At 56.2% G+C, this 22745-nt stretch carries 27 protein-coding genes and 1 pseudogene; 9 read left to right on the top strand and 19 right to left on the bottom strand.

Going from position 1 to position 22745, the window contains the following annotated elements:
- Positions 1–50: 50 nt before the first annotated feature.
- From rplQ to E8K88_RS16800, 18 genes are all read right to left on the bottom strand, one after another.
- Positions 51–449, bottom strand: coding sequence for a 50S ribosomal protein L17 (gene rplQ, locus E8K88_RS16715; protein WP_136407819.1), 399 nt, complete (start codon positions 447–449; stop codon positions 51–53).
- A gap of 99 nt (positions 450–548) precedes the next feature.
- Positions 549–1538 (bottom strand): DNA-directed RNA polymerase subunit alpha, encoded by a 990-nt coding sequence (locus E8K88_RS16720; protein ID WP_136407820.1) that lies wholly within the window; start codon positions 1536–1538, stop codon positions 549–551.
- 102 nt (positions 1539–1640) lie between these two features.
- Entirely contained in the window at positions 1641–2264 is a 624-nt protein-coding gene (rpsD, locus tag E8K88_RS16725; protein ID WP_136407821.1) for a 30S ribosomal protein S4, read from the bottom strand.
- A gap of 87 nt (positions 2265–2351) precedes the next feature.
- A complete protein-coding gene (gene rpsK, locus E8K88_RS16730; RefSeq protein ID WP_136407822.1) occupies positions 2352–2750 on the bottom strand; it encodes a 30S ribosomal protein S11 in 399 nt (132 codons plus the stop codon).
- A gap of 29 nt (positions 2751–2779) precedes the next feature.
- Positions 2780–3133, bottom strand: coding sequence for a 30S ribosomal protein S13 (gene rpsM / locus E8K88_RS16735; protein WP_136407823.1), 354 nt, complete (start codon positions 3131–3133; stop codon positions 2780–2782).
- 16 nt (positions 3134–3149) lie between these two features.
- Positions 3150–3263: a 50S ribosomal protein L36 gene (gene rpmJ, locus E8K88_RS16740; RefSeq protein ID WP_136407824.1), complete on the bottom strand. Its 114-nt coding sequence runs from the start codon at positions 3261–3263 to the stop codon at positions 3150–3152.
- Positions 3264–3295: 32 nt separating this feature from the next.
- Entirely contained in the window at positions 3296–4609 is a 1314-nt protein-coding gene (secY, locus tag E8K88_RS16745; RefSeq protein ID WP_136407850.1) for a preprotein translocase subunit SecY, read from the bottom strand.
- Between the two features lie 55 nt (positions 4610–4664).
- Entirely contained in the window at positions 4665–5096 is a 432-nt protein-coding gene (gene rplO, locus E8K88_RS16750; protein WP_136407851.1) for a 50S ribosomal protein L15, read from the bottom strand.
- Between the two features lie 10 nt (positions 5097–5106).
- Entirely contained in the window at positions 5107–5289 is a 183-nt protein-coding gene (rpmD, locus tag E8K88_RS16755; protein WP_136407825.1) for a 50S ribosomal protein L30, read from the bottom strand.
- 13 nt (positions 5290–5302) lie between these two features.
- A complete protein-coding gene (rpsE, locus tag E8K88_RS16760) occupies positions 5303–5824 on the bottom strand; it encodes a 30S ribosomal protein S5 (protein WP_136407826.1) in 522 nt (173 codons plus the stop codon).
- Between the two features lie 15 nt (positions 5825–5839).
- A complete protein-coding gene (gene rplR, locus E8K88_RS16765; RefSeq protein ID WP_136407827.1) occupies positions 5840–6193 on the bottom strand; it encodes a 50S ribosomal protein L18 in 354 nt (117 codons plus the stop codon).
- Positions 6194–6204: 11 nt separating this feature from the next.
- Positions 6205–6738, bottom strand: coding sequence for a 50S ribosomal protein L6 (gene rplF, locus E8K88_RS16770; RefSeq protein WP_136407828.1), 534 nt, complete (start codon positions 6736–6738; stop codon positions 6205–6207).
- Positions 6739–6761: 23 nt separating this feature from the next.
- Entirely contained in the window at positions 6762–7157 is a 396-nt protein-coding gene (rpsH, locus tag E8K88_RS16775) for a 30S ribosomal protein S8 (protein ID WP_136407829.1), read from the bottom strand.
- Between the two features lie 20 nt (positions 7158–7177).
- Complete coding sequence (rpsN, locus tag E8K88_RS16780; RefSeq protein WP_136407830.1) at positions 7178–7483, bottom strand: 30S ribosomal protein S14; 306 nt, start codon at positions 7481–7483, stop codon at positions 7178–7180.
- Between the two features lie 8 nt (positions 7484–7491).
- Positions 7492–8031, bottom strand: coding sequence for a 50S ribosomal protein L5 (gene rplE, locus E8K88_RS16785; RefSeq protein ID WP_136407831.1), 540 nt, complete (start codon positions 8029–8031; stop codon positions 7492–7494).
- Positions 8032–8367, bottom strand: a complete 336-nt coding sequence (gene rplX, locus E8K88_RS16790; protein ID WP_136407832.1) for a 50S ribosomal protein L24 — start codon at positions 8365–8367, stop codon at positions 8032–8034.
- 8 nt (positions 8368–8375) lie between these two features.
- On the bottom strand, positions 8376–8744 hold the full coding sequence (gene rplN / locus E8K88_RS16795; protein WP_136407833.1) for a 50S ribosomal protein L14: 369 nt from the start codon (positions 8742–8744) through the stop codon (positions 8376–8378).
- 354 nt (positions 8745–9098) lie between these two features.
- Entirely contained in the window at positions 9099–10937 is a 1839-nt protein-coding gene (locus E8K88_RS16800; protein WP_136407834.1) for an extracellular solute-binding protein, read from the bottom strand.
- A gap of 99 nt (positions 10938–11036) precedes the next feature.
- On the opposite strand from E8K88_RS16800, the gene fabI reads away from it, so the two are divergent.
- From fabI to argE, 7 genes and pseudogenes are all read left to right on the top strand, one after another.
- The gene (gene fabI, locus E8K88_RS16805; protein ID WP_136407835.1) at positions 11037–11825 is read left to right on the top strand and encodes an enoyl-ACP reductase FabI; all 789 of its coding nucleotides are present in this window, start codon (positions 11037–11039) and stop codon (positions 11823–11825) included.
- Positions 11826–11956: 131 nt separating this feature from the next.
- Positions 11957–12940 (top strand): ABC transporter permease, encoded by a 984-nt coding sequence (locus E8K88_RS16810; protein ID WP_136407836.1) that lies wholly within the window; start codon positions 11957–11959, stop codon positions 12938–12940.
- 2 nt (positions 12941–12942) lie between these two features.
- Entirely contained in the window at positions 12943–13806 is an 864-nt protein-coding gene (locus tag E8K88_RS16815; RefSeq protein WP_240754578.1) for an ABC transporter permease, read from the top strand.
- Positions 13803–14609 (top strand): annotated as a pseudogene (locus E8K88_RS16820) (ATP-binding cassette domain-containing protein); the annotation flags it as partial. The gene E8K88_RS16815 and the pseudogene E8K88_RS16820, both read left to right, overlap by 4 nt.
- 47 nt (positions 14610–14656) lie before the next feature.
- On the top strand, positions 14657–15535 hold the full coding sequence (locus E8K88_RS16825) for an ATP-binding cassette domain-containing protein (protein WP_136407838.1): 879 nt from the start codon (positions 14657–14659) through the stop codon (positions 15533–15535).
- Between the two features lie 14 nt (positions 15536–15549).
- Positions 15550–16203, top strand: a complete 654-nt coding sequence (gene alkB, locus E8K88_RS16830) for a DNA oxidative demethylase AlkB (RefSeq protein WP_136407839.1) — start codon at positions 15550–15552, stop codon at positions 16201–16203.
- A 354-nt stretch (positions 16204–16557) separates the two neighbouring features.
- On the top strand, positions 16558–17715 hold the full coding sequence (argE, locus tag E8K88_RS16835) for an acetylornithine deacetylase (protein WP_136407840.1): 1158 nt from the start codon (positions 16558–16560) through the stop codon (positions 17713–17715).
- Positions 17716–17809: 94 nt separating this feature from the next.
- On the opposite strand, the gene E8K88_RS16840 is transcribed toward argE, so the two are convergent.
- The gene (locus E8K88_RS16840) at positions 17810–19321 is read right to left on the bottom strand and encodes an MFS transporter (RefSeq protein WP_136407841.1); all 1512 of its coding nucleotides are present in this window, start codon (positions 19319–19321) and stop codon (positions 17810–17812) included.
- Between the two features lie 388 nt (positions 19322–19709).
- Between E8K88_RS16840 and E8K88_RS16845 the strand changes: the two genes are divergently transcribed.
- Complete coding sequence (locus tag E8K88_RS16845; RefSeq protein ID WP_476703257.1) at positions 19710–22250, top strand: heavy metal translocating P-type ATPase; 2541 nt, start codon at positions 19710–19712, stop codon at positions 22248–22250.
- Positions 22251–22280: 30 nt separating this feature from the next.
- Entirely contained in the window at positions 22281–22727 is a 447-nt protein-coding gene (gene cueR / locus E8K88_RS16850; RefSeq protein ID WP_476703256.1) for a Cu(I)-responsive transcriptional regulator, read from the top strand.
- Positions 22728–22745 lie beyond the last annotated feature (18 nt).

Raw genomic sequence — 22745 nt, forward strand, 5'->3', positions numbered from 1 at the left:
AGCTACCAGACTGCTCCATCGCGCGGTAAGCCGTTAGTATAACACTAGTTTCAAGCTTCAGCTGAAGTTTGAGCTGTGTTTTCTTCAACATCTGGGCGATCAACCAACTCAACCAGCGCCATAGGTGCGTTATCGCCCACGCGGAAGCCCATTTTCAGGATACGTGTGTAGCCACCAGGACGCGTGTTGTAACGTGGGCCCAAAACTGTGAACAGCTTGGTCACGGAGTCGCGGTCGCGCAGGCGATCAAATGCCAGGCGGCGGTTGGCCACGCTGTCCACTTTAGCCAATGTGATCAGCGGCTCAACCACGCGGCGCAGTTCTTTGGCCTTAGGCAGAGTTGTTTTGATCAGCTCGTGCTGAATCAAAGAATTGCTCATGTTGCGCAGCATCGCCAGGCGGTGTGCGCTAGTGCGGTTGAGTTTACGTAAGCCATTACCGTGTCGCATAGTGTTTCCTTTTTAAATAACTGCAAGCCGTATCAGGTACTCGCAGGTGCAACAAAAAAAAAAGTGTTTGAAGTCAGGCAGAGCCTGACTCCAAACGATTTACTCCAAACCAGCTGGTGGCCAGTTTTCCAGTTTCATACCGAGTGTCAAACCACGCGAAGCCAAGACTTCCTTGATTTCATTGAGCGATTTACGGCCCAGGTTAGGTGTTTTCAACAACTCATTGTCGGTGCGCTGGATCAGATCACCGATGTAGTAGATATTTTCTGCTTTGAGGCAGTTGGCCGAACGAACGGTCAACTCCAGCTCATCGACTGGACGCAACAAGATCGGATCGAACGCTGCCGCATTGGTGCGTGAGCTGCTCGAAGATTTGTCGAAGTCGGTCAAATCGTTGTCGTCCAGCTGGGCAAATACGGCCAATTGCTCCACCAGAATTTTGGCAGAAGTGCGCACTGCGTCTTCAGCAGTAATCGCACCATTGGTTTCGATTTCCATGACTAGTTTGTCAAGGTCGGTACGCTGTTCAACACGCGCATTCTCAACGGTGTAGTTCACACGCAGAACTGGCGAGAAAGACGCATCCAAGACAATTCGGCCAATCGATTTGGTCGATTCATCCGCAAAACGGCGAATTGTACCTGGCACATAGCCACGGCCTTTTTCAACCTTGATTTGCATATCCAATTTGGCACCATGAGACATGTGGGCAATCACCTGCTCTGGGTTGACGATTTCCACGTCGTGCGGTGTTTGGATGTCTGCAGCAGTGATCACGCCATCGCCTTCTTTGCGCAAGCTCAGAGTCACCTCGTCGCGATTGTGCAATTTGAAAACAACGCCTTTGAGGTTCAGCAAAATGCTGACCACATCTTCTTGCACCCCATCAATGCTCGAGAACTCGTGCAGCACTCCAGCAATCGTCACTTCAGTGGGGGCATAACCCACCATGGAAGAGAGCAAAACCCGACGCAATGCATTACCCAAGGTATGACCGTAGCCACGCTCAAAAGGCTCTAATTCAACCTTGGCGCGGTTATTGGTAATTTGTTCAACGCTGATGGTCTTGGGTTTTAGCAAATTTTGCATATGTACTTCCTATCAATACCCCCGGTTCGTTACACCGGTAAGGCTGGTGAAGCGAATAAACCGCGAGCAAGTCGCGGTTCAATGATGAGAAAATCTAACCGATCAACGTGAATACAATTCAACGATCAGGGATTCATTGATGTCTGCGCCGTATTCGTCGCGGTCAGGAGACTTCTTGAATGTGCCTTCAGCTTTTTCAACTGCCACTTCAACCCAGCCTGGGAAACCAACTTGTTGAGCCAATTGCAGGGCTTCAACCACACGTGCTTGGTTGCGTGATTTTTCACGCACAGCAATCACGTCGCCGGCTTTAACTTGGTAAGAAGGGATGTTGACTTGTTGGCCGTTGACCAAAATGGACTTGTGCGAGACCATTTGACGCGCTTCAGCACGTGTGGAGCCAAAGCCCATGCGATAAACCACGTTGTCCAAACGCGATTCCAGCAAGGACAGCAAGTTGGCACCAGTGTTGCCACGGCGGCGATCGGCTTCAGCAAAATAGCGGCGGAATTGCTTTTCCAGCACGCCGTACATGCGACGCACTTTTTGCTTTTCGCGCAATTGCAGACCGTAGTCAGAAGTGCGTGTACCCGAAGTGCGGCCATGTTGACCTGGCTTGCTGTCAAATTTGGATTTGTCAGCGATCGAGCGGCGTGCGCTCTTCAAGAACAGGTCGGTGCCTTCACGGCGGGACAGTTTGGCCTTAGGCCCAATATAACGTGCCACTTGATTTCCTTTGATTCAGCTGCTGCATATTACAAATGCAGGAGCCGCCGGTGCAGTACAACACCGGCGGCGGTGGTCTTTAGACGATTAGATACGACGACGCTTTTGAGGGCGGCAGCCGTTGTGTGGAACAGGCGTCACATCCGCGATGGAAGTGATGCGAATGCCCAGAGCGCCCAGAGCGCGCACGGACGATTCACGACCTGGACCTGGACCTTTGATTTCAACGTCCAGATTTTTAATACCATGCTCAATGGCAGCACGACCTGCCACTTCAGATGCTACCTGGGCAGCAAAAGGAGTGGATTTACGCGAGCCTTTGAAACCTTGACCACCAGACGATGCCCAAGACAAAGAATTGCCTTGACGATCAGTAATGGTGATGATGGTGTTGTTGAACGACGCATGAATGTGCGCAATGCCGTCAGCAATATTCTTGCGGACTTTCTTGCGTACACGCTGCGAGGCGGAAGAACCTTTAGCCATTGTTTTCCTTCAATGCCACTTACAGTGATTTATTTGACGCCTTTGCGCGGACCCTTGCGAGTGCGAGCATTGGTACGTGTACGCTGGCCACGCATTGGCAAGCCACGACGATGACGGAAACCGCGGTAGCAACCGATGTCCATCAAACGCTTGATGTTCATGGTTGTTTCACGACGCAGGTCACCCTCGATCGTGAACAAAGCGATTTGATCGCGAATTTTTTCGAGATCAGCATCCGTGAAGTCTTTGACTTTTTTGGAGTATTCAATCCCAGAAGCTTCGCAGATTTTGCGAGCGCGAGTGCGTCCGATACCATAAATTGCCGTCAAGCCAATTTCTGCATGCTTGTGCGGCGGTACGTTAATACCAGCAATACGTGCCATATACGTCCTTTAATCCTCAACCTTGACGCTGCTTGTGGCGCAGGTCTGTACAAATCACACGCACGACACCATTGCGGCGAATGACCTTGCAATTTCTACACATCTTCTTTACAGAAGCCGATACTTTCATCACGAACTCCCAAATCAATTCAATACAAACTGTTAACGCCCTGCAGGCTTGAGACTGGTTTTCTTCAAAACCGACTCATACTGCTGCGATACCACATAGTTCTGCACCTGCGCCATGAAGTCCATGGTCACAATGACCAGAATCAACAGCGAAGTACCACCAAAGTAGAACGGCACGTTGTACTTCAGGGTCAAGAACTCAGGAAACAAACAGACTGCAGTGATATAGATTGCGCCAGCCAATGTCAGTCGGGCCAGAATTTTATCAATATATTTTGCAGTTTGCTCGCCAGGCCGAATACCCGGTACAAATGCTCCACTTTTCTTCAGGTTATCTGCTGTCTCGCGGCTATTGAAAACCAAGGCGGTATAGAAGAAACAGAAGAAGATGATGGCAGATGCCAACAGCAGCACATAAATGGGTTGCCCCGGCGTTAACTTTGCTGCAATGTCGCGCAACCAACGCATCGAATCACCGGTACTGAGCCAGCTAACCAAAGTCGCAGGCAGCAAGATGATCGAGGATGCAAAGATTGGCGGAATCACACCTGCCATGTTGAGCTTCAAAGGCAAATGCGAGGACTGACCTGCATAGACTTTGTTACCCACCTGACGGCGCGCATAGTTAACCAGAATACGCCGCTGACCACGCTCGACAAAGACCACAAAGTAGGTCAGGAGCACCACAAACAAAGCAATGATCAGCAAAGTGATAATGCTCATCGCACCCGTACGCACCAACTCCAAAGTACCAGACAAAGCGCTTGGCAAGCCAGCTGCAATACCTGCAAAAATCAGAATCGAAATACCGTTACCAATGCCACGTTCTGTGATTTGCTCACCCAGCCACATCATGAACAATGTGCCAGCTGTCAAAGAAACAATGGTTGTCAATTTGAAGCCAAAGCCTGGTTCAAAAACCAAACCTGGTTGACTCTCCAGCATGACTGCAATGCCCATCGACTGGAACAATGCCAAGACCAAAGTCAAATAACGGGTGTATTGGGTAATCTTACGGCGTCCTGCTTCGCCCTCTTTCTTCAAGGCCACCAACGTCGGCACCACATAAGTCATTAACTGAATAATGATGGATGCCGAGATGTAAGGCATGATCCCCAGGGCGAGCACGGAAAACCGTGACAGGGCGCCACCGGAGAACATATTGAAGAGGTCCAGAATCCCTTGACTGCCAGAAAACATTTGCTGTAACTGAGCAGGGTCGATTCCAGGAACAGGAATATGTGTGCCGATTCGATAAACCACTAGCGCCAGCAACAGAAAGACAAGCCGGCGACGCAAGTCACCGAACTTGCCTGACTTTGCCAATTGAGCAGTGTTTGTTGCCAAAATCAAGCCTCATTCACAAAAGTTAGCGGGCGTTAAACGCGTCTATTACTTGGCTTTAAGCGATCGAGCCACCAGCGGCTTCGATAGCTGCCTTGGCACCAGCAGTTGCGCCAATTCCTGTCAATTTGACCGCTTTGGTCAATTCACCGGACTTGATCACTTTTACCACTTTAGCCAGTGAGCGAACCAGACCAGCTTCTTTCAAAACCAGCAGGTCCACTTCGGCTACGCCCAGACGGTCGAGCTCTGACAGTGTCACTTCAGCATTGAATTTCAGCGTTGTTGATTTGAAGCCACGTTTTGGCAAGCGGCGTTGCAAAGGCATTTGACCGCCTTCGAAACCCACCTTGTGGTAGCCACCAGAGCGTGATTTCTGCCCTTTGTGACCACGACCAGCTGTTTTACCCAAGCCGGAGCCGATACCGCGACCAACGCGGCGCTTGGCGTGCTTGGCACCCTCTGCGGGTTTGATGGTATTGAGTTGCATCATCTACCTCTTACAGAACTCGGACCAGATAGCTGATCTTGTTAATCATGCCACGCACTTCAGGCGTGTCTTGGAGTTCGCTGACGCTATTGAGTTTGCGAAGACCCAAGCCACGAACGGTCGCGCGGTGCGATTCTTTCGTGCCGATTGGGCTGCGAACCAACTGTACCTTGACGGTTTGGTTTGTAGACATTTCTTACACCCTCTCAAGCCAACAGGTCTTCTACCGACAGATTGCGCTTGGCAGCGATCTCTGCAGGAGTAGTAGAACGATTGAGCGCGTCCAGAGTTGCACGAACCATGTTGTATGGGTTGGAAGAACCATGGCTTTTGGCCACGATGTCTGTAATACCAACCGCATCGAACACAGCACGCATTGGACCGCCAGCGATAATACCAGTACCTTTAGGAGCTGGCATCAGCATTACGCGAGCTGCGCCATGCTTACCACTTACACCGTGATGCAGTGTGCCATTTTTCAGAGACACTTTGATCAGGTTGCGACGGGCTTCTTCCATGGACTTCTGCACTGCAGCAGGCACTTCCTTGGATTTGCCTTTGCCCATGCCGATGCGGCCATCGCCATCACCGACCACTGACAAGGCTGCGAAGCCCAGAATACGACCACCCTTGACCACTTTGGTGGTCCGGTTTACGGCGATCATTTTCTCCTTGAAGCCATCGTCACGCGCTTCTTCTTGCGTTCTCGCTTGGTTTTTAGTAGCCATTGCTATTAGCCTCAATCAGAACTGCAGGCCTGCTTCACGAGCAGCTTCTGCCAATGCTTTAACACGGCCATGATATGCAAAACCTGCACGATCAAACGCCACCTTTTCGATGCCAGCAGCCTTGGCCTTCTCAGCAATACGCTTGCCCACTGCGGATGCGCCATCGGCGGTGCCGCCTTTAACGGAACCACGCAATTCGCCCTCGACGGAGGAAGCGGTTGCAACGACTTTGGCGCCATCTTCGGAGATGACAGTCGCGTAAATATGCTGATTGGTACGATGCACTGTCAAACGCGCCACGCCTTGCTTGGCAATGCGGATACGGGTTTGACGGGCACGGCGCAAACGCTGTTCTTTTTTGTTCAACATCTTGCAGCCCCTTATTTCTTCTTGGTTTCCTTGATCGTGACGACCTCATCCGAATAACGGATACCTTTGCCTTTGTAAGGCTCAGGAGGACGCACTTGGCGCACAACAGCGGCAAATTGACCAAGAACCTGCTTGTTCGCGCCTTTGAGCACGATTTCAGTAGGTGTTGGTGTTGCAGCAGTAACGCCTTCAGGCAATACGAATTCAACCGGATGGGAGTAACCGACAGCCAGGTTCAACTTGTTACCGTTGACGGCCGCCTTGAAACCCACGCCGACCAGGTTGAGCTTGCGCTCAAAACCTTTGGTCACGCCGATCACCATGTTGTTGACCAGTTGACGCAAAGTACCAGCCAAAGCATCGGCTTCACGCGAATCATTGGCTGGAGCAAATTTCACTGCACCAGCATCTTGACTCACAGCAACCAACGCGTTTTCGGCGATGGCCAATTGACCACCAGTACCTTTGACAGCGATCTGACCATCTTTGATAGCCACTTCTACACCAGCGGGAATCACCACTGGCTGTTTTGCAACTCGAGACATTTCAGTATTCCTCCAATCCCGAATTACGCAACGAAGCACAAAACTTCACCACCGATGCCGGCAGCGCGTGCTTTGCGATCTGTCATTACGCCTTGCGGTGTAGTCACAATAGCCACGCCCAAACCATTCATCACTTGAGGAATGGATTTGCTTGGTTTGTACACACGCAGACCAGGTTTGCTTACGCGTTCGATGCGCTCAATCACAGGACGGCCAGCGTAGTATTTCAGATCAACACTGATGTCTGCTTTGGCACCATCACGCACCACTTCGAAACCATCGATATAACCTTCGTCCTTCAACACTTGAAGGATAGCCAGCTTCAGCTTGGAAGAAGGTACCGACACTTTTGCCTTATTGACCATCTGCGCATTGCGGATACGGGTCAACAAGTCAGCAATAGGATCACTCATGCTCATGATTAATAACTCCTACCTGCTTACCAGCTAGCCTTGATGACACCAGGGATGTCACCAGACATGGCCAACTCACGCACCTTTGCACGAGCCAGACCGAATTGACGGAACGTACCGCGTGGACGGCCTGTCAACTCGCAACGATTGCGTTGGCGAGTTGGGTTGGCGTTACGTGGCAGCTTTTGCAGCTCCAAACGAGCAGCGTAGCGCTCTTCATCACTGCGCTTGGCGTCATCGACGATCGCCTTCAGCTCTGCACGCTTAGTGGCAAATTTGGCCACCAAATTTTTGCGCTTGAGCTCTCTTTCAATCAATGCTTTTTTAGCCACACTGCACCTCAATTCTTGAACGGGAAGCGGAAAGCAGCCAGAAGCGCCTTGGCTTCATCGTCCGATTTCGCTGTTGTCGTGATGCTGATATTCAGACCACGCAGAGCATCTACCTTGTCGTATTCGATCTCAGGGAAGATGATCTGTTCTTTCACGCCGACGTTGTAGTTACCACGGCCGTCGAAAGATTTGCCAGAAATACCGCGGAAGTCACGCACACGTGGCAGAGCCACTGTCACGAAACGGTCCAGGAATTCGTACATGCGAACGCCACGCAGGGTGACCATGCAGCCAATTGGCTGACCTTCACGGATTTTGAAACCCGCAATCGCTTTACGCGCCTTGGTCACAACAGGCTTTTGACCAGCAATTTTGGTCAAATCAGCCACGGCGTTGTCCATGATTTTCTTGTCAGCAACTGCTTCACCAACACCCATGTTCAAGGTGATTTTGGTGATGCGAGGAACTTCCATCACAGTCTTGTAGCCAAACTTAGCTGTCAGATCGCCGACAACTTTTTCACGATAAAAATCTTGAAGACGTGCCATTTATGCCACCTTGATCACTTCGCCACTGGAGCGGAATACACGCACGCGACGCTGACCTTTGTCAGCTGTCAGATCTACATTGAAGCCCACGCGATCGGCTTTGCCAGTTGCAGGGTTGTAGATTGCGACGTTGGATTGATGGATAGCCATGGTTTTGTTCACGATGCCGCCAACTTCACCCTTCATTGGGTTAGGACGCACGTGTTTTTTAACCACGTTAACACCTTCAACAACCAGGTGGTTCTCGTCTTTGCGAGACAGAACCACACCACGCTTGCCTTTATCGCGACCGGCCAACACGATGACTTCATCGCCCTTGCGAATCTTGCTACTCATGCCACACCTCAAATCACTTCAGGAGCCAAGGACACAATTTTCATGAAACGCTCAGTGCGCAATTCACGTGTGACCGGGCCAAAAATACGGGTACCGATTGGCTCAAGCTTGGCATTGAGCAGCACTGCTGCATTGCCATCAAACTTGATCAACGAGCCATCTTGGCGACGAATGCCTTTGGCAGTACGAACTACCACAGCACTGTAAACTTCGCCTTTTTTGACGCGACCGCGAGGAGCCGCTTCTTTGATGCTCACTTTAATAATGTCACCGACGCTGGCATAACGGCGCTTGGAACCACCAAGCACCTTAATGCACAACACAGATTTAGCACCCGTATTGTCGGCAACCTCTAAACGAGATTCTGTCTGGATCATTTGATTTAATTCCCAACTTAACCTGCGCTCATGGAAGCCACTTTTCAACGTGAACGCTAAAAAGCAACTGCCACACAGTCAGTCTTGGACCCGTCGCATCTGCGCGCTCACCCAAAGCAAGCACGCATCCACGTTTGGGCAGAAAACTCCACTCAAGATGAGCGAAGCTGCGTATTCTCCATCAAACAAGCAGTCCAGTCAACCTAAAGCTGACTGTTTTTTGTTCGATATGCACCACATGCTTCCAATAAATTGCAAGCAAGCGAAGCCTTGCCGCATCCAATCCAATAGACCGGGCGCTAAGCAAAGCATCCGGCATTCTATCAGAGCCAGCAAAGTTGCCGAGCATGACGCCTACCGATGCCACCAGGTAGTCATAGCCCACACATCAAAGCGCGTCACATAGGGCGGCATCGGCGCCTGGTAGGCCAATTGCTTGGCGTTGTAAACCACACGAAAGGTATCCGAGTACCACTGCGGCACCATCACATCTTCGGCCAACACAATGCGCTCCAGGGCACGACAGGCAGCCAGAAATGCATCATGGGTCTGGGCCTCGCCCATGCTTTGGATCACCGCGTCAATCGCGGGCTGGTTGATGCCAGAGAAATTGTAGGACCCCTCAGTAGCCGCGGACTTGGTGCCAAACAGGTCCAGGTACTCTTGCCCAGGGCTGTGCGAAAGCCCCCCCAAATTCAGCGTCGCAATATCAAAATCAAATTGCTGCGTGCGCTGCAAATACAGCGCGTAGTCCACCGCTCGAAACTCCAGCGTAATGCCCAATTTTTCCAAATTACGCATCCAAGGCGCTACCGCACGAATCGACGATGCATTGCTATCGAGCAACTCCAATACCAAGGGTTGGTTCTGCGCATTGCGCAGCACGCCCTTCGAATCCAGCTTCCAGCCCGCCTCGGCAAGCAGCTGCTGGGCTTGCCGCAAGTTGTCCCGAATGCCCTCTTCGGTCAAATCCGTGCGCGGCGGCAGCTTGATGGGCTCAAACACGGCTGCTGGCAATTGTTTGCGAAACGGCTCCAGCAAAGCCAGCTCCTGCCCTTGTGGCGCGCCTTGCGCCTGGCACTGGGTATTGCCGAAAATGCCGTGCACGCGCTTATACGAACCAAAGAACAGCCGCTTGTTCAGCCATTCATAATCCAAGGCCAGGTTCAATGCCTGGCGCACCCTGGCGTCTTGCAACAAGGGCCGGCGCGTATTCAAAAAGTAGCTCTGAAAACCGGCAGGATTCAGGTGGTGAAACTCCTCCTTGGCCAACTCGCCGGAGTCGAATTTGCGCCCTTGCGTGCGGCGCGCCCAGTCGCCTGCACTGAGAAACTGCATCGCATCAAACTGCCCGGCTTTCAATGCCTCCAGCCTGGCGGTATTGTCCTGGTACAAGCGCACAGTGACAGTATCAAAGTTGTAGCTGCCAACATTGACATTCAAATCAGCCGCCCAGTAGTTGGGGTCACGCACATAGCTGATATCGCGCCCAAACACCACCGGCCCAATCGTGTAGGGCCCGCTGCCAATCGGCGTATCCATCACCACCTCGTCAAACGGCTTGCGCACACCATCGACTACGCCCCAGTCGCGGCTGAACACCGGAATACCCCCTACGACCAAAGGCAAATCTCGATCAGGGCGTTTGAACTCAAAACGAATCGTGCGCGCATCAAGCACCACCGCCTTGTCGATCTGCGCAAAGGCCGAAGCATAGATGGGTGAGGCCTGCGGACTAATCAGGGTTTCATAGCTGTGCTTCACATCTTCTGCCAGCACCGGCTTGCCATTGTGAAAACGCGCCTCTTTGCGGATCACAAAGGTCGCCGACAAATGGTCTGGGGCCACATCCACACTTTCGGCCAACAAGCCATAGCCGGTAGCGGTCTCGTCCATCGAGGCGGTCAACAGCGACTCAAACATCAGCTCCAGCAAATTGGCAGGCGCGGAACCGCGCATAGTAAACGGGTTGAACTTGTCGAAGTTGGAGCGTGCCAGGCCGCTGATCAAACGAATTTCCCCGCCCTTGGGCGCCTGCGCATTGACGTAATCAAAATGGGCGAACCCCGCAGGGTATTTGGGCTCGCCCCACTGGGCATAGGCATGCGCGCCCCAAGCGGGGCAAGCCAACAGCAAAAAAAGACCTGCTGCGGCGGTTGCGATCAAGCGCGGTAGTGGGGATTGCTTGTCCATGCGACAATTCTGCCTTTCATTGATTGGGGCCAACGCGTTTGTCGGAGCATACACCGACAGGGCCAAGGCATCTCACAACAACACAACAAGGAGTGTTTCATGGGTTTTCTCAGTGGCAAAAAGTTGCTGATCACAGGCGTGCTGTCCAACCGTTCGATTGCCTACGGCATCGCCAAAGCCTGCCATGAGCAAGGCGCCGAGCTGGCATTCAGCTATGTGGGCGAACGCTTCAAAGAACGCATCAGCGAGTTTGCCGCAGAATTCAACTCCAAGCTGGTGTTTGATTGCGATGTCGCCGATGACGCCCAAATCGACAAATTGTTTGCCGATTTGTCCACCCACTGGCCCAAGTTCGATGGCTTTGTACACAGCATTGGCTTTGCTCCGCGCGAGGCGATTGCCGGCAACTTCCTCGAAGGTCTGTCACGCGAAGGCTTTCGCATCGCCCACGACATCAGCGCCTACAGCTTTCCAGCGCTGGCCAAAGCCGCGCTGCCATACCTGAATGAACGTGCCTCTTTGATCACCTTGTCGTATTTGGGCGCCATGCGTGCCGTGCCCAACTACAACACCATGGGCCTGGCCAAAGCCAGCCTTGAAGCCAGTGTGCGCTACTTGGCCGAAGCCGTGGGTCCACAAGGCATTCGCGTCAACGGCATCAGCGCCGGCCCGATCAAAACCCTGGCGGCCAGCGGCATCAAGGACTTTGGCAAGCTGTTGTCAAACTTCGCCGACACCTCGCCACTGCGCCGCAATGTGACGATTGAAGATGTGGGCAATGCCACCGCTTTCCTGTTCTCGGATCTGGCCTCTGGCATCACCTCTGAGATCCTCTACGTCGATGGCGGCTTTAGCCACACCATCGGCATGCCTTCGCCTTCGGCATAATCCCAACTGCACACCACAGGAGGCGCACCATGGTGCTACCAGCGTAGCGCCTCGTGCCTCCCCTCCATGCCAGCTGATGCCGCTGCCGGACACTCGGCCTGCGCCCAAGCTGGCAGCTTAACGTCTGATCTATGCAAGCTTATCTGATCCAGCGGATTGTGACGCTGCTGCTCTCCTTACTGGGAGCGTCGGTGCTGGTCATGTTTGCGCTCGAAGTGTTGCCAGGCAATGCCGCCCAAGTCATGCTTGGGCCCGATGCGTCTGCAGAAGCAGTTGCCGCCCTGTCCGAACAACTCGGCCTGCATGCGCCTTTGTGGCAGCGCTACGGCCAGTGGCTCTACCACTTGCTCCAAGGCGACATGGGCCAAAGCTACGCCTACGACGTGCCAGCCAGCAGCCTGATCTGGGAGAGCTTGCAACTGACCATCCCTCTGGCAGTGCTGGCCATTGCGCTCACGATTGTGATTGCCTTGATTGCCGGTATTTACGCTGCCGCCAAACACAACAAGGCTGGCGACTTTCTCACCATGGGTTTAACCCAAATTGGCATGGCGGTGCCGAACTTCTGGTTTGCAATCCTGCTGGTGATGGTGTTTTCTGTGCAGCTCAAATGGTTCTCCTCTGGCGGCTTCCCCGGCTGGACGGCTGCAGCTGGCGGCGGCTTCTGGCCCGCGCTCAAAGCCTTGCTACTGCCCGCACTGGCGCTGGCAATGGTGCAAGCAGCAGTGCTGGCACGCATCACGCGCTCGGCGATGCTGGAGGTACTGCGCGAAGACTATATCCGCACCGCCCGCGCCAAAGGCCTGTCACGCAGGCAAGTGCTATTTCGACATGCGCTGCGCAATGCCTTGATTCCAGTGATCACGATTGCAGGCCTGCAGTTTGCCAATTTACTGGCCGGCACCATTGTGGTGGAGAGCGTATTCCAGCTCCCTGGCCTTGGCCGCCTGATTTTCAAAGCCATCGAAAACCGCGACATGGTGGTGGTGCGCAACTGCGTTCTGCTGCTCGCAGCCTTGGTGATTGTGGTGAATTTTTTCGTCGACCTGCTGTATGCATGGATCGACCCGCGCATACAGGCCAGCGCAATGCGCCAGGGTAAGGTGGCAGCATGAGCATGCACCCTGCGTCTGATCTTGCGGCTTCACGAGCTGGCATGCGCTGGCTGGGCCTGCCATCCTTGCTGTTTGGTGGCTTGATCACCACCGCGTTATTGGCTTGCGCCTTGTTGTCCTTGGTGTGGACGCCCTATCCGCCCGGCGAGCAAAATTTCCATCTGCGCGAAGCCCCGCCTAGCGCGCAGCACTGGTTGGGCACGGACAGCTATGGCCATGACATCTTCTCGCAACTGATGGTCGGGGCGCAAAGCTCGGTGCTGGTTGGCGTCACGGCCGTCGCCATTGGCTTGCTGTTTGGTGTCAGCCTGGGCCTATTGGCCGCGCTGCGCAAAGGCTGGGTAGAAGAGGCCATCATGCGCTTGACCGATCTGAGCTTTGCGTTCCCAACCATTTTGGCCGCCATCATGCTGCGCGCAGCCTACGGTGCGGGTTTGGCGACCAGCATTGCCGCCATTGGCATTGCCAGTATCCCCATCTTTGCGCGCATCACACGCGCCAGTGCCAACGTGCTGTGGCAAAGAGACTTTGTCACAGCCGCACGCGCTTGTGGCAAAGGCCCCTGGGCGATCACACGCGAACATATCTTGCCCAATCTGCTGTCGATTTTGATTGTGCAAGCCACGATCCAATTTGCGATTGCGATTCTGGCCGAAGCGGCGCTGTCCTATCTGGGCCTGGGCACGCAATACCCAACACCCTCCTGGGGCCGCATGCTCAGCGAGGCACAATCGAAACTCTTTGATGCCCCCATGCTGGCGGTCTACCCTGGCTTGGCGATTGCGTTGGCCGTGATGGGCCTGAACCTGCTGGGCGATGGCCTGCGCGACAGGCTCGATCCGCGCCTGATGGGGAGTGCACGATGACAGCAGCCAACGATCCACGCACGCCACTGCTGCTGATCAATGACTTGAGCATTCACCACCAAAGCCGCCCTATGGCGCCGCCGATGGTGCGCGATGTCAACCTGGTACTGCAGGCGGGCCAAACGCTGGGACTGGTGGGCGAGTCTGGCAGCGGCAAGTCCTTAAGCGCGCTGGCCGTGATGGGGCTACTGGGTGACAAGCTCAGCGCCAGCGGCAGCGTGCGCATGCATGGCCAAGAACTGCTGGGCATGCGCGAAGCCCAGCTGCAACAGTTGCGCGGCAACCGCATGGCCATGGTGTTCCAAGAACCAATGAGTGCGCTCAACCCCGTGCACACGATTGGCGAGCAAGTGGCCGAGCCACTGCGCCAGCACCAGGGCCTGGGTCGCAAAGCCTGCATGGCCCACGCCGCCGCTCTGCTAGAGCGCGTCGGCATTGCCCGTGCAAGCGAGCGCTTATCAGCCTACCCGCACCAATTCTCTGGTGGGCAGCGCCAGCGCATTGTGATTGCCATGGCGCTGGCTTGCGGGCCCGACTTGCTGATTGCGGATGAACCCACCACAGCCCTGGATGTGATCGTGCAGCAGCAAATTCTCGACCTGCTTGACGATTTGGTGCAGGAGCAAGGCATGGGCATGCTGCTGATCTCGCATGACTTGGCCGTGATATCGGACTACACCGACCATGTCGCCGTGATGACCGGCGGCCAGATCGTTGAGCAAGGCGAGACCGCGGCGGTGTTTGCCGACCCCCAGCACGCCTACACCCAGCAATTGATGCAATCGCGCCAGCGCTTGATGGCGTATAGCCAAGCCAGCCCAGGCTCAGAACAGCCACCGGAGTCCAGCCCATGAGCGCAGCCCAGTCACGCAGCCCTTTGCTGGAAGTGCAGCACATCTCTCAGCACTACAAACTGCCGCGCCAGCGCCTGCTGGGGCCAGCCCCCCAAGTACAGGTGCTCGATGACATTTGCTTCAATGTGCCAGCTGGCCAAAGCATTGGCATTGTGGGCGAATCGGGCTCAGGCAAATCGACGCTGGCGCGCATCATCATGGCCTTGGATGTCCCCAGCCAAGGCCGTGTGCGTCTGATGGGCCGCGATTTGCACGCGATGACGCCAGCACAGTTGCAGGCCGCCCGTGCCGACTTTCAAATGGTCTTCCAAGACCCGTACAGCTCGCTCGATCCACGCCAACGGATTGAGCGCATTGTCACCGAACCCATGCATGCCTTGGGCGAGCGTGACCGCGAGAAAATGCGCGCACGCGCTGAAAAAATACTGCAGCGCGTTGGCCTCACAAGCCAAGACCTGCGCAAGTACCCGCACGAATTCTCGGGCGGCCAACGCCAGCGCATTGCCATTGCCCGCGCACTGATGACCCACCCGCGCCTGATTGTCGCCGACGAGCCGGTCAGCGCACTGGATGTGACCATCCAGGCCCAGGTGCTGGATTTGATGCTGGAGCTCAAGGCCACCTACGGCATCTCGTTTTTGTTCATCAGCCACGACATGGCCGCTATCCACCACCTGTGCGAAGACATGCTGGTCATGCACCAAGGCAAGGCGGTAGAGCGCGGCAGCCCAGAAAAGCTATTGAACGAACCCCGGCATGCGTATACGCAAGCACTGGTGCGCGCCCTGCCCCAGTTAGGCCAAGGCCGCCGGCGCACACGCCTACAACAGGAAGCGGCGCAGGCCGCGGTGGCAGAAACAAGCAGCACCGCTTGAGGCATACTGCCGCTATGACCGCCTCCTTCGACCTCTTTGCCGACAGCCCAGAAGAGCAGCGCGTGGCACTGGGGCCACAAGCCGTGGTGCTGCGCCAAAAAGCCAGCCCTTTGGCCGCTGAACTGGTGGCGCGCATTGAAGACGTGCTGCAACACTCACCGCTCTACCAAATGGCCACACCGGGCGGCAAACCCCTCTCCGTGCGCACCACCAGTTGCGGCACGCACGGCTGGTCCTCCGATCCCACAGGCTACAGCTATGTCCGCCACCATCCGCTGACAGATCAGGCCTGGCCGGAGATTCCTGCAGCATGGTCTGCGCTGGCCACAGAAGCAGCGCAAGAGGCCGGCTTCGCACAGTTTGCCCCCGATACCTGCCTGATCAACCAATACGGCTTGGACAGCAAAATGGCGCTGCACCAAGACCGCAGCGAGCAAGACCTGCGCCAGCCCGTGGTCTCGATCTCGCTGGGCATGAGCGCCTTGTTTTTATGGGGCGGTATGCAGCGCAGTGACAAACCCGCCCATGTGCTGCTGCACCACGGCGATATGGTGGTCTGGGGTGGCGTAGACCGCTTGCGCTTTCACGGCATCAAGCATTTGACTGGTGCACCCCACCCACAGTTGGGCGCAATGCGCTACAACCTGACGCTGCGCCGTGCTCGGTAATCCCACCACGCGATACCAACCAGCCACAGGCTGGTCCAACATAGCGCCAAAGGCGTGCACAAGCAGTTTGAGGCAGCCGCTGTGGGCGTTTTTGCTCAATTCACCGTCATCTGCAGTGATACGGCAGTCACGCTCACGCTGACAAACTGCTACAGCGCAACGCGCATAAGAGCCTGTTCGTCTTGGACGCGGGCCTTTTTCATCCGACAGCCTGTTGCCAAACGGCCGTCAATTTCCGCCATGGTCGCAAACGTCCGCCCAAAACGTTCCCCAAAGTCCGCTGCAAGCGCCTAAACTGGCACCATTACCCGCAAATGGATTACTCACAAACGGCCACGCTGGCCGACACCCTCTATGACACCCAAAGACTGGCTCCACACCCTGGTGGCTTTTGATACCACCAGCCGCAACTCCAACCTGGCCCTGATCGAAACCGTGCGTGATGCGCTGGCGCGCCAAGGCGTCGCCAGCAGCCTGCACTACTCGAAGGAGCGCAACAAAGCCAATTTGTTCGCCACCCTGCCTGCTGCCAATGGCAATACCCAGGGCGGGATTGTGCTGTCGGGCCACACCGATGTGGTGCCTGTCGATGGGCAAGACTGGCACACAGATCCCTTTACCGTGACGGAAAAAGACGGTGCCTGGTACGGCCGCGGCACGGCCGATATGAAAGGCTTTATTGCCACTGCACTGGCCTTGGTGCCGGATTTTCTGGCCCTGCCACGACAGCAGCCTTTGCATTTGGCACTGTCGTATGACGAAGAGGTCGGCTGCATTGGCGCGCCAGTGATGCTGCAAGAACTGCTGGCTCGCGGCCAGCAAGCCGACGGCTGCGTGGTGGGAGAGCCGACTGGCATGCAAGTTGTGGTTGCGCACAAAGGCGTGAACCTGTTTCATTGCCATGTCCATGGCAAAGCAGCGCACTCGTCGCTGACGCCGCAGGGCTGTAATGCCATTGAGTATGCCGCAATGCTGATTTGCCGCATCCGCGAGATCGCTGAACATTTCAAACAGCACGGGCCCTATGACCAGGCCTTTGACGTGCCCTTTACCACGATGACAACCAATATGATTGGCGGTGGCATTGCCTTGAATACCATTCCTGAGCGTTGCGAGTTTTCCTATGAATTCCGCAATTTGCCCGGCTTGCAACCCAAAGCACTGGCAGCGCAGGTGGAGCAATACGTACAAGACGTGTTGCTGCCACGCATGCGCCAAGAATACGACAGCGCCCGCATCGATATCACCACCGGCGCAAGTGCCCCAGCCCTGGAAGCCAGTGAGCAAGAGGCCATTACTGCCTTGTCCCGCGCCCTGACACAAGACCATGCTGTGCGCAAAGTCGCCTATGGCACAGAAGCAGGCCTATTCCAGCAAGCGGGCATTCCCAGCATTGTCTGTGGACCCGGCCATATTCAGGTCGCGCACAAAGCCAACGAGTATGTTGAGATTGCGCAAATAGAGACCTGTGAGCGCTTTTTACGCAAGCTGGCACAATCGCAGTGCGCTTGATGCTTAGCCAACACCAGTCGCCTTAGCACCTGTTGACTGCGCCGCTGGCACACGCCCCTAGCCTTGCATGGCTGGGGCATCAACTGGGCCATGGCTAGCGCGCGCGCCAAACCAACAGGGCCAGCAAAGTGATGCCAAGCAGGCCCACGCCCGCCAGACTCACCACGACAAAGGCCTGGTCAAACGCGGCACCGGCCAGCGCAATCAAGGACTGCGCCAGCTCAGCGGGCAAGCTCTCAGCCACCAAGCGTGCCTCATCCAAGCTATCGAGCGCTTGCGGATAGTGGGCCAATGGCTCAGGCAGCACCAGTTTGCTGGCGTACACCGCGGTCATCAAACTGCCCATCAAGGCCACGCCAAATGAGCCGCCCAGTTCGTAGGACACTTCTTCTACAGAAGCGGCCATGCCAGCCTTGTCTTCTGGCGCATTGAACATAATGGCCGCCGAGGCGCCCGTCACGGCCACCCCAAAACCGGCGCCAAACAACACCAGGCACGCCAGCAAGCCCCAGCCCATTGCGGTGTACGTCAGCACCACCCCCAGCATGCCCAGCGAGGTCATGCCCATACCGATCAAAATAATGCTTCGGCTGCCCAGGCGCTCCATCCACGAGCCGGCCAAGGGGCCTGCCACAAACGAGGCCAGCGCAATCGGCATCACTTGCAGCCCGGCTTGTAGCGGCGTGAGCTCACGCACCAGTTGCAACCATTGGCTAAAGACCAATTGAAAGCCAATGAAGGCAATCGAGCAAGTCAGCGCAGCAATCACGCCCACGCTAAAACCTCGCTCGCGCAGCAGGCCAAAATCAATCAAGGGATGGGCAATACGCTGTTGCCTGCGCACAAACAAGGCCAGAAACACGCAGCCAGCAATGGCAGCAGCCAGTACCTGGCCCCAATCAACCTGCGCTTGCGCCGCAGCTTTGACAGCATAGGTCGTGCCAAGCAAGCCCAGCAGCACCATGATCGAGCCTTGCCAATCCCAGCGGCGCATGCGATCGCCTGGGCGTGGCGCGATCAGCCACAGCACCAGCACGATACTCACCAACACCACGGGGACATTGATCAAAAATACCGAGCCCCACCAAAACTGTGTCAGCAGCAAGCCCCCCAGCACGGGGCCAAGCGCCGCACCGCCTGACGCGACGGCCGCCCAAATGCCAATCGCAATGCCACGCTCATGCCCTTGCGTGAAGGTTTGGCGAATGATCGCCAAGGTGGCTGGCATCATCAAGGCCGCGCCCACAGCCAAGCCTGCACGGGCCGCAATCAAAGACGCCGCTGTCGGCGAATACGCAGCCCATAAAGAGGCCAAACCAAACACAACCAGGCCCGCCAAGAAAGTACGGCGGTGGCCATAGCGGTCGCCCAGCGTGCCTGCACCAGGCAAAATTCCAGCGACCACCAGCGGGTACATATTGACGATCCAGAGCTTCTGCTTGGCCGTTGCATGCAGTTCATGGGTGAGCACTGGCAAGGCGGTGTAGAGCACCGTCATATCAATAACAATCAGGAGCAGCGCCACAGAGACGATGCCCAACACCAGCCAACGATTGGCTGCAGGCGGCCCGGTTTCATTCAGATTAACAGCAGATTGCACTGACATACAGCACCATTTCAAATGCACAAACAAAAAAGGCTGACCAAAGTCAGCAAACACAAACGCACCAGCCAGCGCCAGCCCCATCACCTGATAGACGTGTACAGAGCGGCTGCGCCAACATGGCGCAGATATTATCCAGATTGGGGATTTCCCCGACATCTTGCGTGGCTTTCATCGCCGCCTTACAGCCACCCTGTGCGCTTGGCGTTTGCTCTAGGCCCGCGCTGTGCGGTTTGACTTGAAAATAATGCGAATGGCTTGACCTTACCATAGTGGTAAGGTTCATGATGCAGGCATCGGCCACCACAGCATGGCCCTCTTACAAAGGATTTCAATGCCAACGCATGAGAAGCACCCTCTTCAAGTCAACCGCCCTGATACGTCGCAGTCCCTGCACGGCCCTGCCAGTGGAGCAGCACCGATTCGCCTGGATTTGGACGGCTTGCATTGTGCCTCCTGCGTTGCCAGGGCCGAGCGCGCGCTGGGCGCAGTTGCTGGAGTGGCCAGCGCCAGCGTGAACCTGGTCACGCAACAAGCCATGATTCAAGCTGCGCCCCACACCACGCTGCAACGCGCCGACTTGGTCAAAGCCGTCGAGCAAGCCGGCTACCGCGTTATCGAGCCGGCTGTGTCCACGCACGATGCGCACGCGCCTGCGTTGGAGCTCAGCATTGAGGGCATGACCTGTGCGTCCTGTGTGGGCCGAGTCGAACGCGCCTTACAAGCAGTCGATGGCGTAACCAGCGCCCAGGTCAACCTGGCAACCGAACGTGCCAGCATTGTCGGCCATGCTTCGACTGCGCAATTGCTGGCGGCAATCGCACAAGCGGGCTACCAAGCCAGCGTGATTGAGCCGGACCATGCCGCCCAAGCCACAGAACAAGCCCAAGCGCGCGCAGAGACGGAGCAGCGCAAGCTGCAGCGCAGCTTTTGGCTGGCAGCCGCCTTGGCCCTACCGGTGTTTGTGCTGGAGATGGGCTCGCACCTGATTCCAGGTGTGCACCACTGGATTGCCGGCACCATCGGCACGCACAATAGCTGGCTGTTGCAATGGGTGTTGACCAGTCTGGTGCTGCTTGGCCCAGGTCTGCGTTTTTACCGCCAAGGCATTCCTGCGCTGCTGCGCGGCGCCCCAGACATGAATTCGCTGGTCGCAGTGGGCACCTTGGCCGCTTATGGCTTCTCCGTGATCGCCACGTTTGCGCCGCAGTTGCTGCCAGCCCATACCGTCAATGTGTACTTTGAAGCCGCAGCCGTGATCGTCGCACTGATTTTGCTGGGCCGCTACCTGGAAGCCCGCGCCAAGGGCCGCACCTCGGCAGCAATTCAGCGCCTGGTCGGCTTGCAAGCCAAGACCGCTCGTGTGGAGCGCGGCGGCGCCATTGTCGAGATCGCCATTGCACAAGTACAGCCCGGTGACATTGTCCATGTGCGCCCAGGCGAGCGCATTGCCGTCGATGGTACGCTGGTGCAGGGGCGCAGTTTTGTCGATGAGTCGATGATTTCTGGCGAGCCCATTCCAGTCGAAAAAACCGCTGACTCGACCGTGGTGGGCGGCACCATCAACCAAACGGGCGCATTCAGCTTCCGTGCCACAGCGGTGGGCAGCGACACGGTGCTGGCCCAAATCATCCGCATGGTGCAAGACGCCCAAGGCGCGAAACTGCCGATTCAAACCATGGTTGACAAGATCACCTTGTGGTTTGTGCCCGCGGTGATGGCTGCAGCGGCGCTGACATTTGTGGTCTGGCTGATCTGGGGGCCCACACCTGCGCTGACGCTGGCCCTGGTCAATGCCGTAGCGGTATTGATCATCGCCTGCCCATGCGCAATGGGACTGGCCACACCGACTTCGATTATGGTGGGCACCGGGCGCGGCGCAGAGCTGGGTATTTTGTTTCGCAAAGGCCAGGCGCTGCAATCGCTCAGAGATGCGCGCGTTGTCGCAGTCGATAAAACCGGCACCTTGACCGAGGGCAAGCCAGTGTTGACCGATTTTGAGTTGGCCGCAGGTTTTGAGCGCGCCTCCAGTCTGGCTGCGATTGCTGCCGTGGAAGCCCAATCCGAGCACCCGATTGCCCGCGCCATTGTGCAGGCGGCCGAGCAGGAACAGCTGGTACTGCCAAGCATTGCGCAGTTTGAGTCCATCACGGGCCATGGTGTGCGTGCACGCCTGCAGCTTCAGGGAGCGGAGCAAACCATCGAAGTCGGTGCGGACCGTTTCATGGCCTCGCTGGGCCTGTCTGTCGCGCAGTTTGCAGAGACGGCCAACCGCTTGGCGCGTGAAGGCAAAACGCCGCTGTATGCCGCCATCGATGGCCAGCTGGCAGCCATCATCGCTGTTGCTGATCGCATCAAAGCCAGTACACCGGCAGCGATTGCGGCCTTGCATGCACTGGGACTGAAAGTGGCGATGCTGACTGGCGACAATGCGCAAACGGCCCAGGCCATTGCCGCACAATTGGGCATTGACGAAGTCAAGGCCGAGGTGCTGCCCGAAGGCAAAGTGCAGGCATTGCGCCTGTTGCGCCAGCAGTACGGCCCGGTGGCTTTTGTGGGGGACGGCATCAACGACGCGCCTGCGCTGGCCGAAGCCGATGTCGGCCTGGCCATAGGCACAGGCACCGATGTGGCAGTGGAAACTGCCGATGTCGTGCTGATGTCTGGCAATCTACAGGGCATCCCCAATGCCATTGCGCTGTCACAGGCGACCATTGGCAATATCCGGCAAAACCTGTTCTGGGCTTTTGCCTACAACACCGCCTTGATTCCGGTCGCCGCTGGCGTGCTTTATCCGGCTTGGGGCCTGTTGCTTTCGCCAGTGTTTGCGGCCGCAGCCATGGCGTTGTCAAGTGTGTTTGTGCTGGGCAATGCGCTGCGCTTGCGGCGCTTTGAACCGCTCAGCGCACAGGCACAGGCACAGGCAAGTTAATCGGCTCCATTTTTCAGAAAGTGATTGACGATGGCAGTTCAGTCCATGCACATTGGCCAGGCGGCCCAGGCCAGTGGGGTATCGGCCAAAATGATCCGTTATTACGAGCACAATGGTTTGCTACCAGCGGCAGTCCGTACCGAGGCGGGCTACCGCTGCTACAGCGAACAGGACATCCATCGCCTGCAGTTCATCCGCCGCGCGCGCGATTTGGGCTTTTCCGTGCCTGAAATCAGCGAACTGCTGGGTTTATGGGATGATCGCAGCCGCCACAGTGCCGATGTGCGGCGTATTGCACAAGGGCATATCCAGGCGCTGGAGCAACGCATTGCGCATTTACGGCAAATGCGTGCCAGCTTGCAGGACCTGGTGCACGCCTGCCATGGCGACAACCGCCCCGACTGCCCTATTTTGCAAGGTTTGGCTGAACCAGACGCACAGCAAAGCGATTGTTGTGTGAGCGATCCATCCGCTTGATACGGGTTGTATTGGCGC

This window comes from Lampropedia aestuarii, assembly GCF_004803635.1.
Classification (GTDB): Bacteria; Pseudomonadota; Gammaproteobacteria; order Burkholderiales; family Burkholderiaceae_C; genus Lampropedia; species Lampropedia aestuarii.

Excerpts from the sequence above, each read along its gene's own strand:
- rpsE (WP_136407826.1), bottom strand. The coding sequence starts at position 5,824 with ATGGCTACTAAAAACCAAGCGAGAACGCAAGAAGAAGCGCGTGACGAT.
- E8K88_RS16800 (WP_136407834.1), bottom strand. The coding sequence starts at position 10,937 with ATGGACAAGCAATCCCCACTACCGCGCTTGATCGCAACCGCCGCAGCA.
- E8K88_RS16810 (WP_136407836.1), top strand. The coding sequence starts at position 11,957 with ATGCAAGCTTATCTGATCCAGCGGATTGTGACGCTGCTGCTCTCCTTA.
- rplX (WP_136407832.1), bottom strand. The coding sequence starts at position 8,367 with ATGAGTAGCAAGATTCGCAAGGGCGATGAAGTCATCGTGTTGGCCGGT.
- fabI (WP_136407835.1), top strand. The coding sequence starts at position 11,037 with ATGGGTTTTCTCAGTGGCAAAAAGTTGCTGATCACAGGCGTGCTGTCC.
- rpmD (WP_136407825.1), bottom strand. The coding sequence starts at position 5,289 with ATGTCTACAAACCAAACCGTCAAGGTACAGTTGGTTCGCAGCCCAATC.
- rpmJ (WP_136407824.1), bottom strand. The coding sequence starts at position 3,263 with ATGAAAGTATCGGCTTCTGTAAAGAAGATGTGTAGAAATTGCAAGGTC.
- rpsK (WP_136407822.1), bottom strand. The coding sequence starts at position 2,750 with ATGGCTAAAGGTTCTTCCGCCTCGCAGCGTGTACGCAAGAAAGTCCGC.
- rplQ (WP_136407819.1), bottom strand. The coding sequence starts at position 449 with ATGCGACACGGTAATGGCTTACGTAAACTCAACCGCACTAGCGCACAC.
- E8K88_RS16825 (WP_136407838.1), top strand. The coding sequence starts at position 14,657 with ATGAGCGCAGCCCAGTCACGCAGCCCTTTGCTGGAAGTGCAGCACATC.
- E8K88_RS16720 (WP_136407820.1), bottom strand. The coding sequence starts at position 1,538 with ATGCAAAATTTGCTAAAACCCAAGACCATCAGCGTTGAACAAATTACC.
- rplR (WP_136407827.1), bottom strand. The coding sequence starts at position 6,193 with ATGTTGAACAAAAAAGAACAGCGTTTGCGCCGTGCCCGTCAAACCCGT.
- rplF (WP_136407828.1), bottom strand. The coding sequence starts at position 6,738 with ATGTCTCGAGTTGCAAAACAGCCAGTGGTGATTCCCGCTGGTGTAGAA.
- rpsH (WP_136407829.1), bottom strand. The coding sequence starts at position 7,157 with ATGAGCATGAGTGATCCTATTGCTGACTTGTTGACCCGTATCCGCAAT.
- argE (WP_136407840.1), top strand. The coding sequence starts at position 16,558 with ATGACACCCAAAGACTGGCTCCACACCCTGGTGGCTTTTGATACCACC.
- cueR (WP_476703256.1), top strand. The coding sequence starts at position 22,281 with ATGGCAGTTCAGTCCATGCACATTGGCCAGGCGGCCCAGGCCAGTGGG.
- rplE (WP_136407831.1), bottom strand. The coding sequence starts at position 8,031 with ATGGCACGTCTTCAAGATTTTTATCGTGAAAAAGTTGTCGGCGATCTG.
- alkB (WP_136407839.1), top strand. The coding sequence starts at position 15,550 with ATGACCGCCTCCTTCGACCTCTTTGCCGACAGCCCAGAAGAGCAGCGC.
- rpsM (WP_136407823.1), bottom strand. The coding sequence starts at position 3,133 with ATGGCACGTATTGCTGGTATTAACGTACCGCCGCACAAGCATGCAGAA.
- rplN (WP_136407833.1), bottom strand. The coding sequence starts at position 8,744 with ATGATCCAGACAGAATCTCGTTTAGAGGTTGCCGACAATACGGGTGCT.
- E8K88_RS16815 (WP_240754578.1), top strand. The coding sequence starts at position 12,943 with ATGCACCCTGCGTCTGATCTTGCGGCTTCACGAGCTGGCATGCGCTGG.
- E8K88_RS16840 (WP_136407841.1), bottom strand. The coding sequence starts at position 19,321 with ATGTCAGTGCAATCTGCTGTTAATCTGAATGAAACCGGGCCGCCTGCA.
- rplO (WP_136407851.1), bottom strand. The coding sequence starts at position 5,096 with ATGCAACTCAATACCATCAAACCCGCAGAGGGTGCCAAGCACGCCAAG.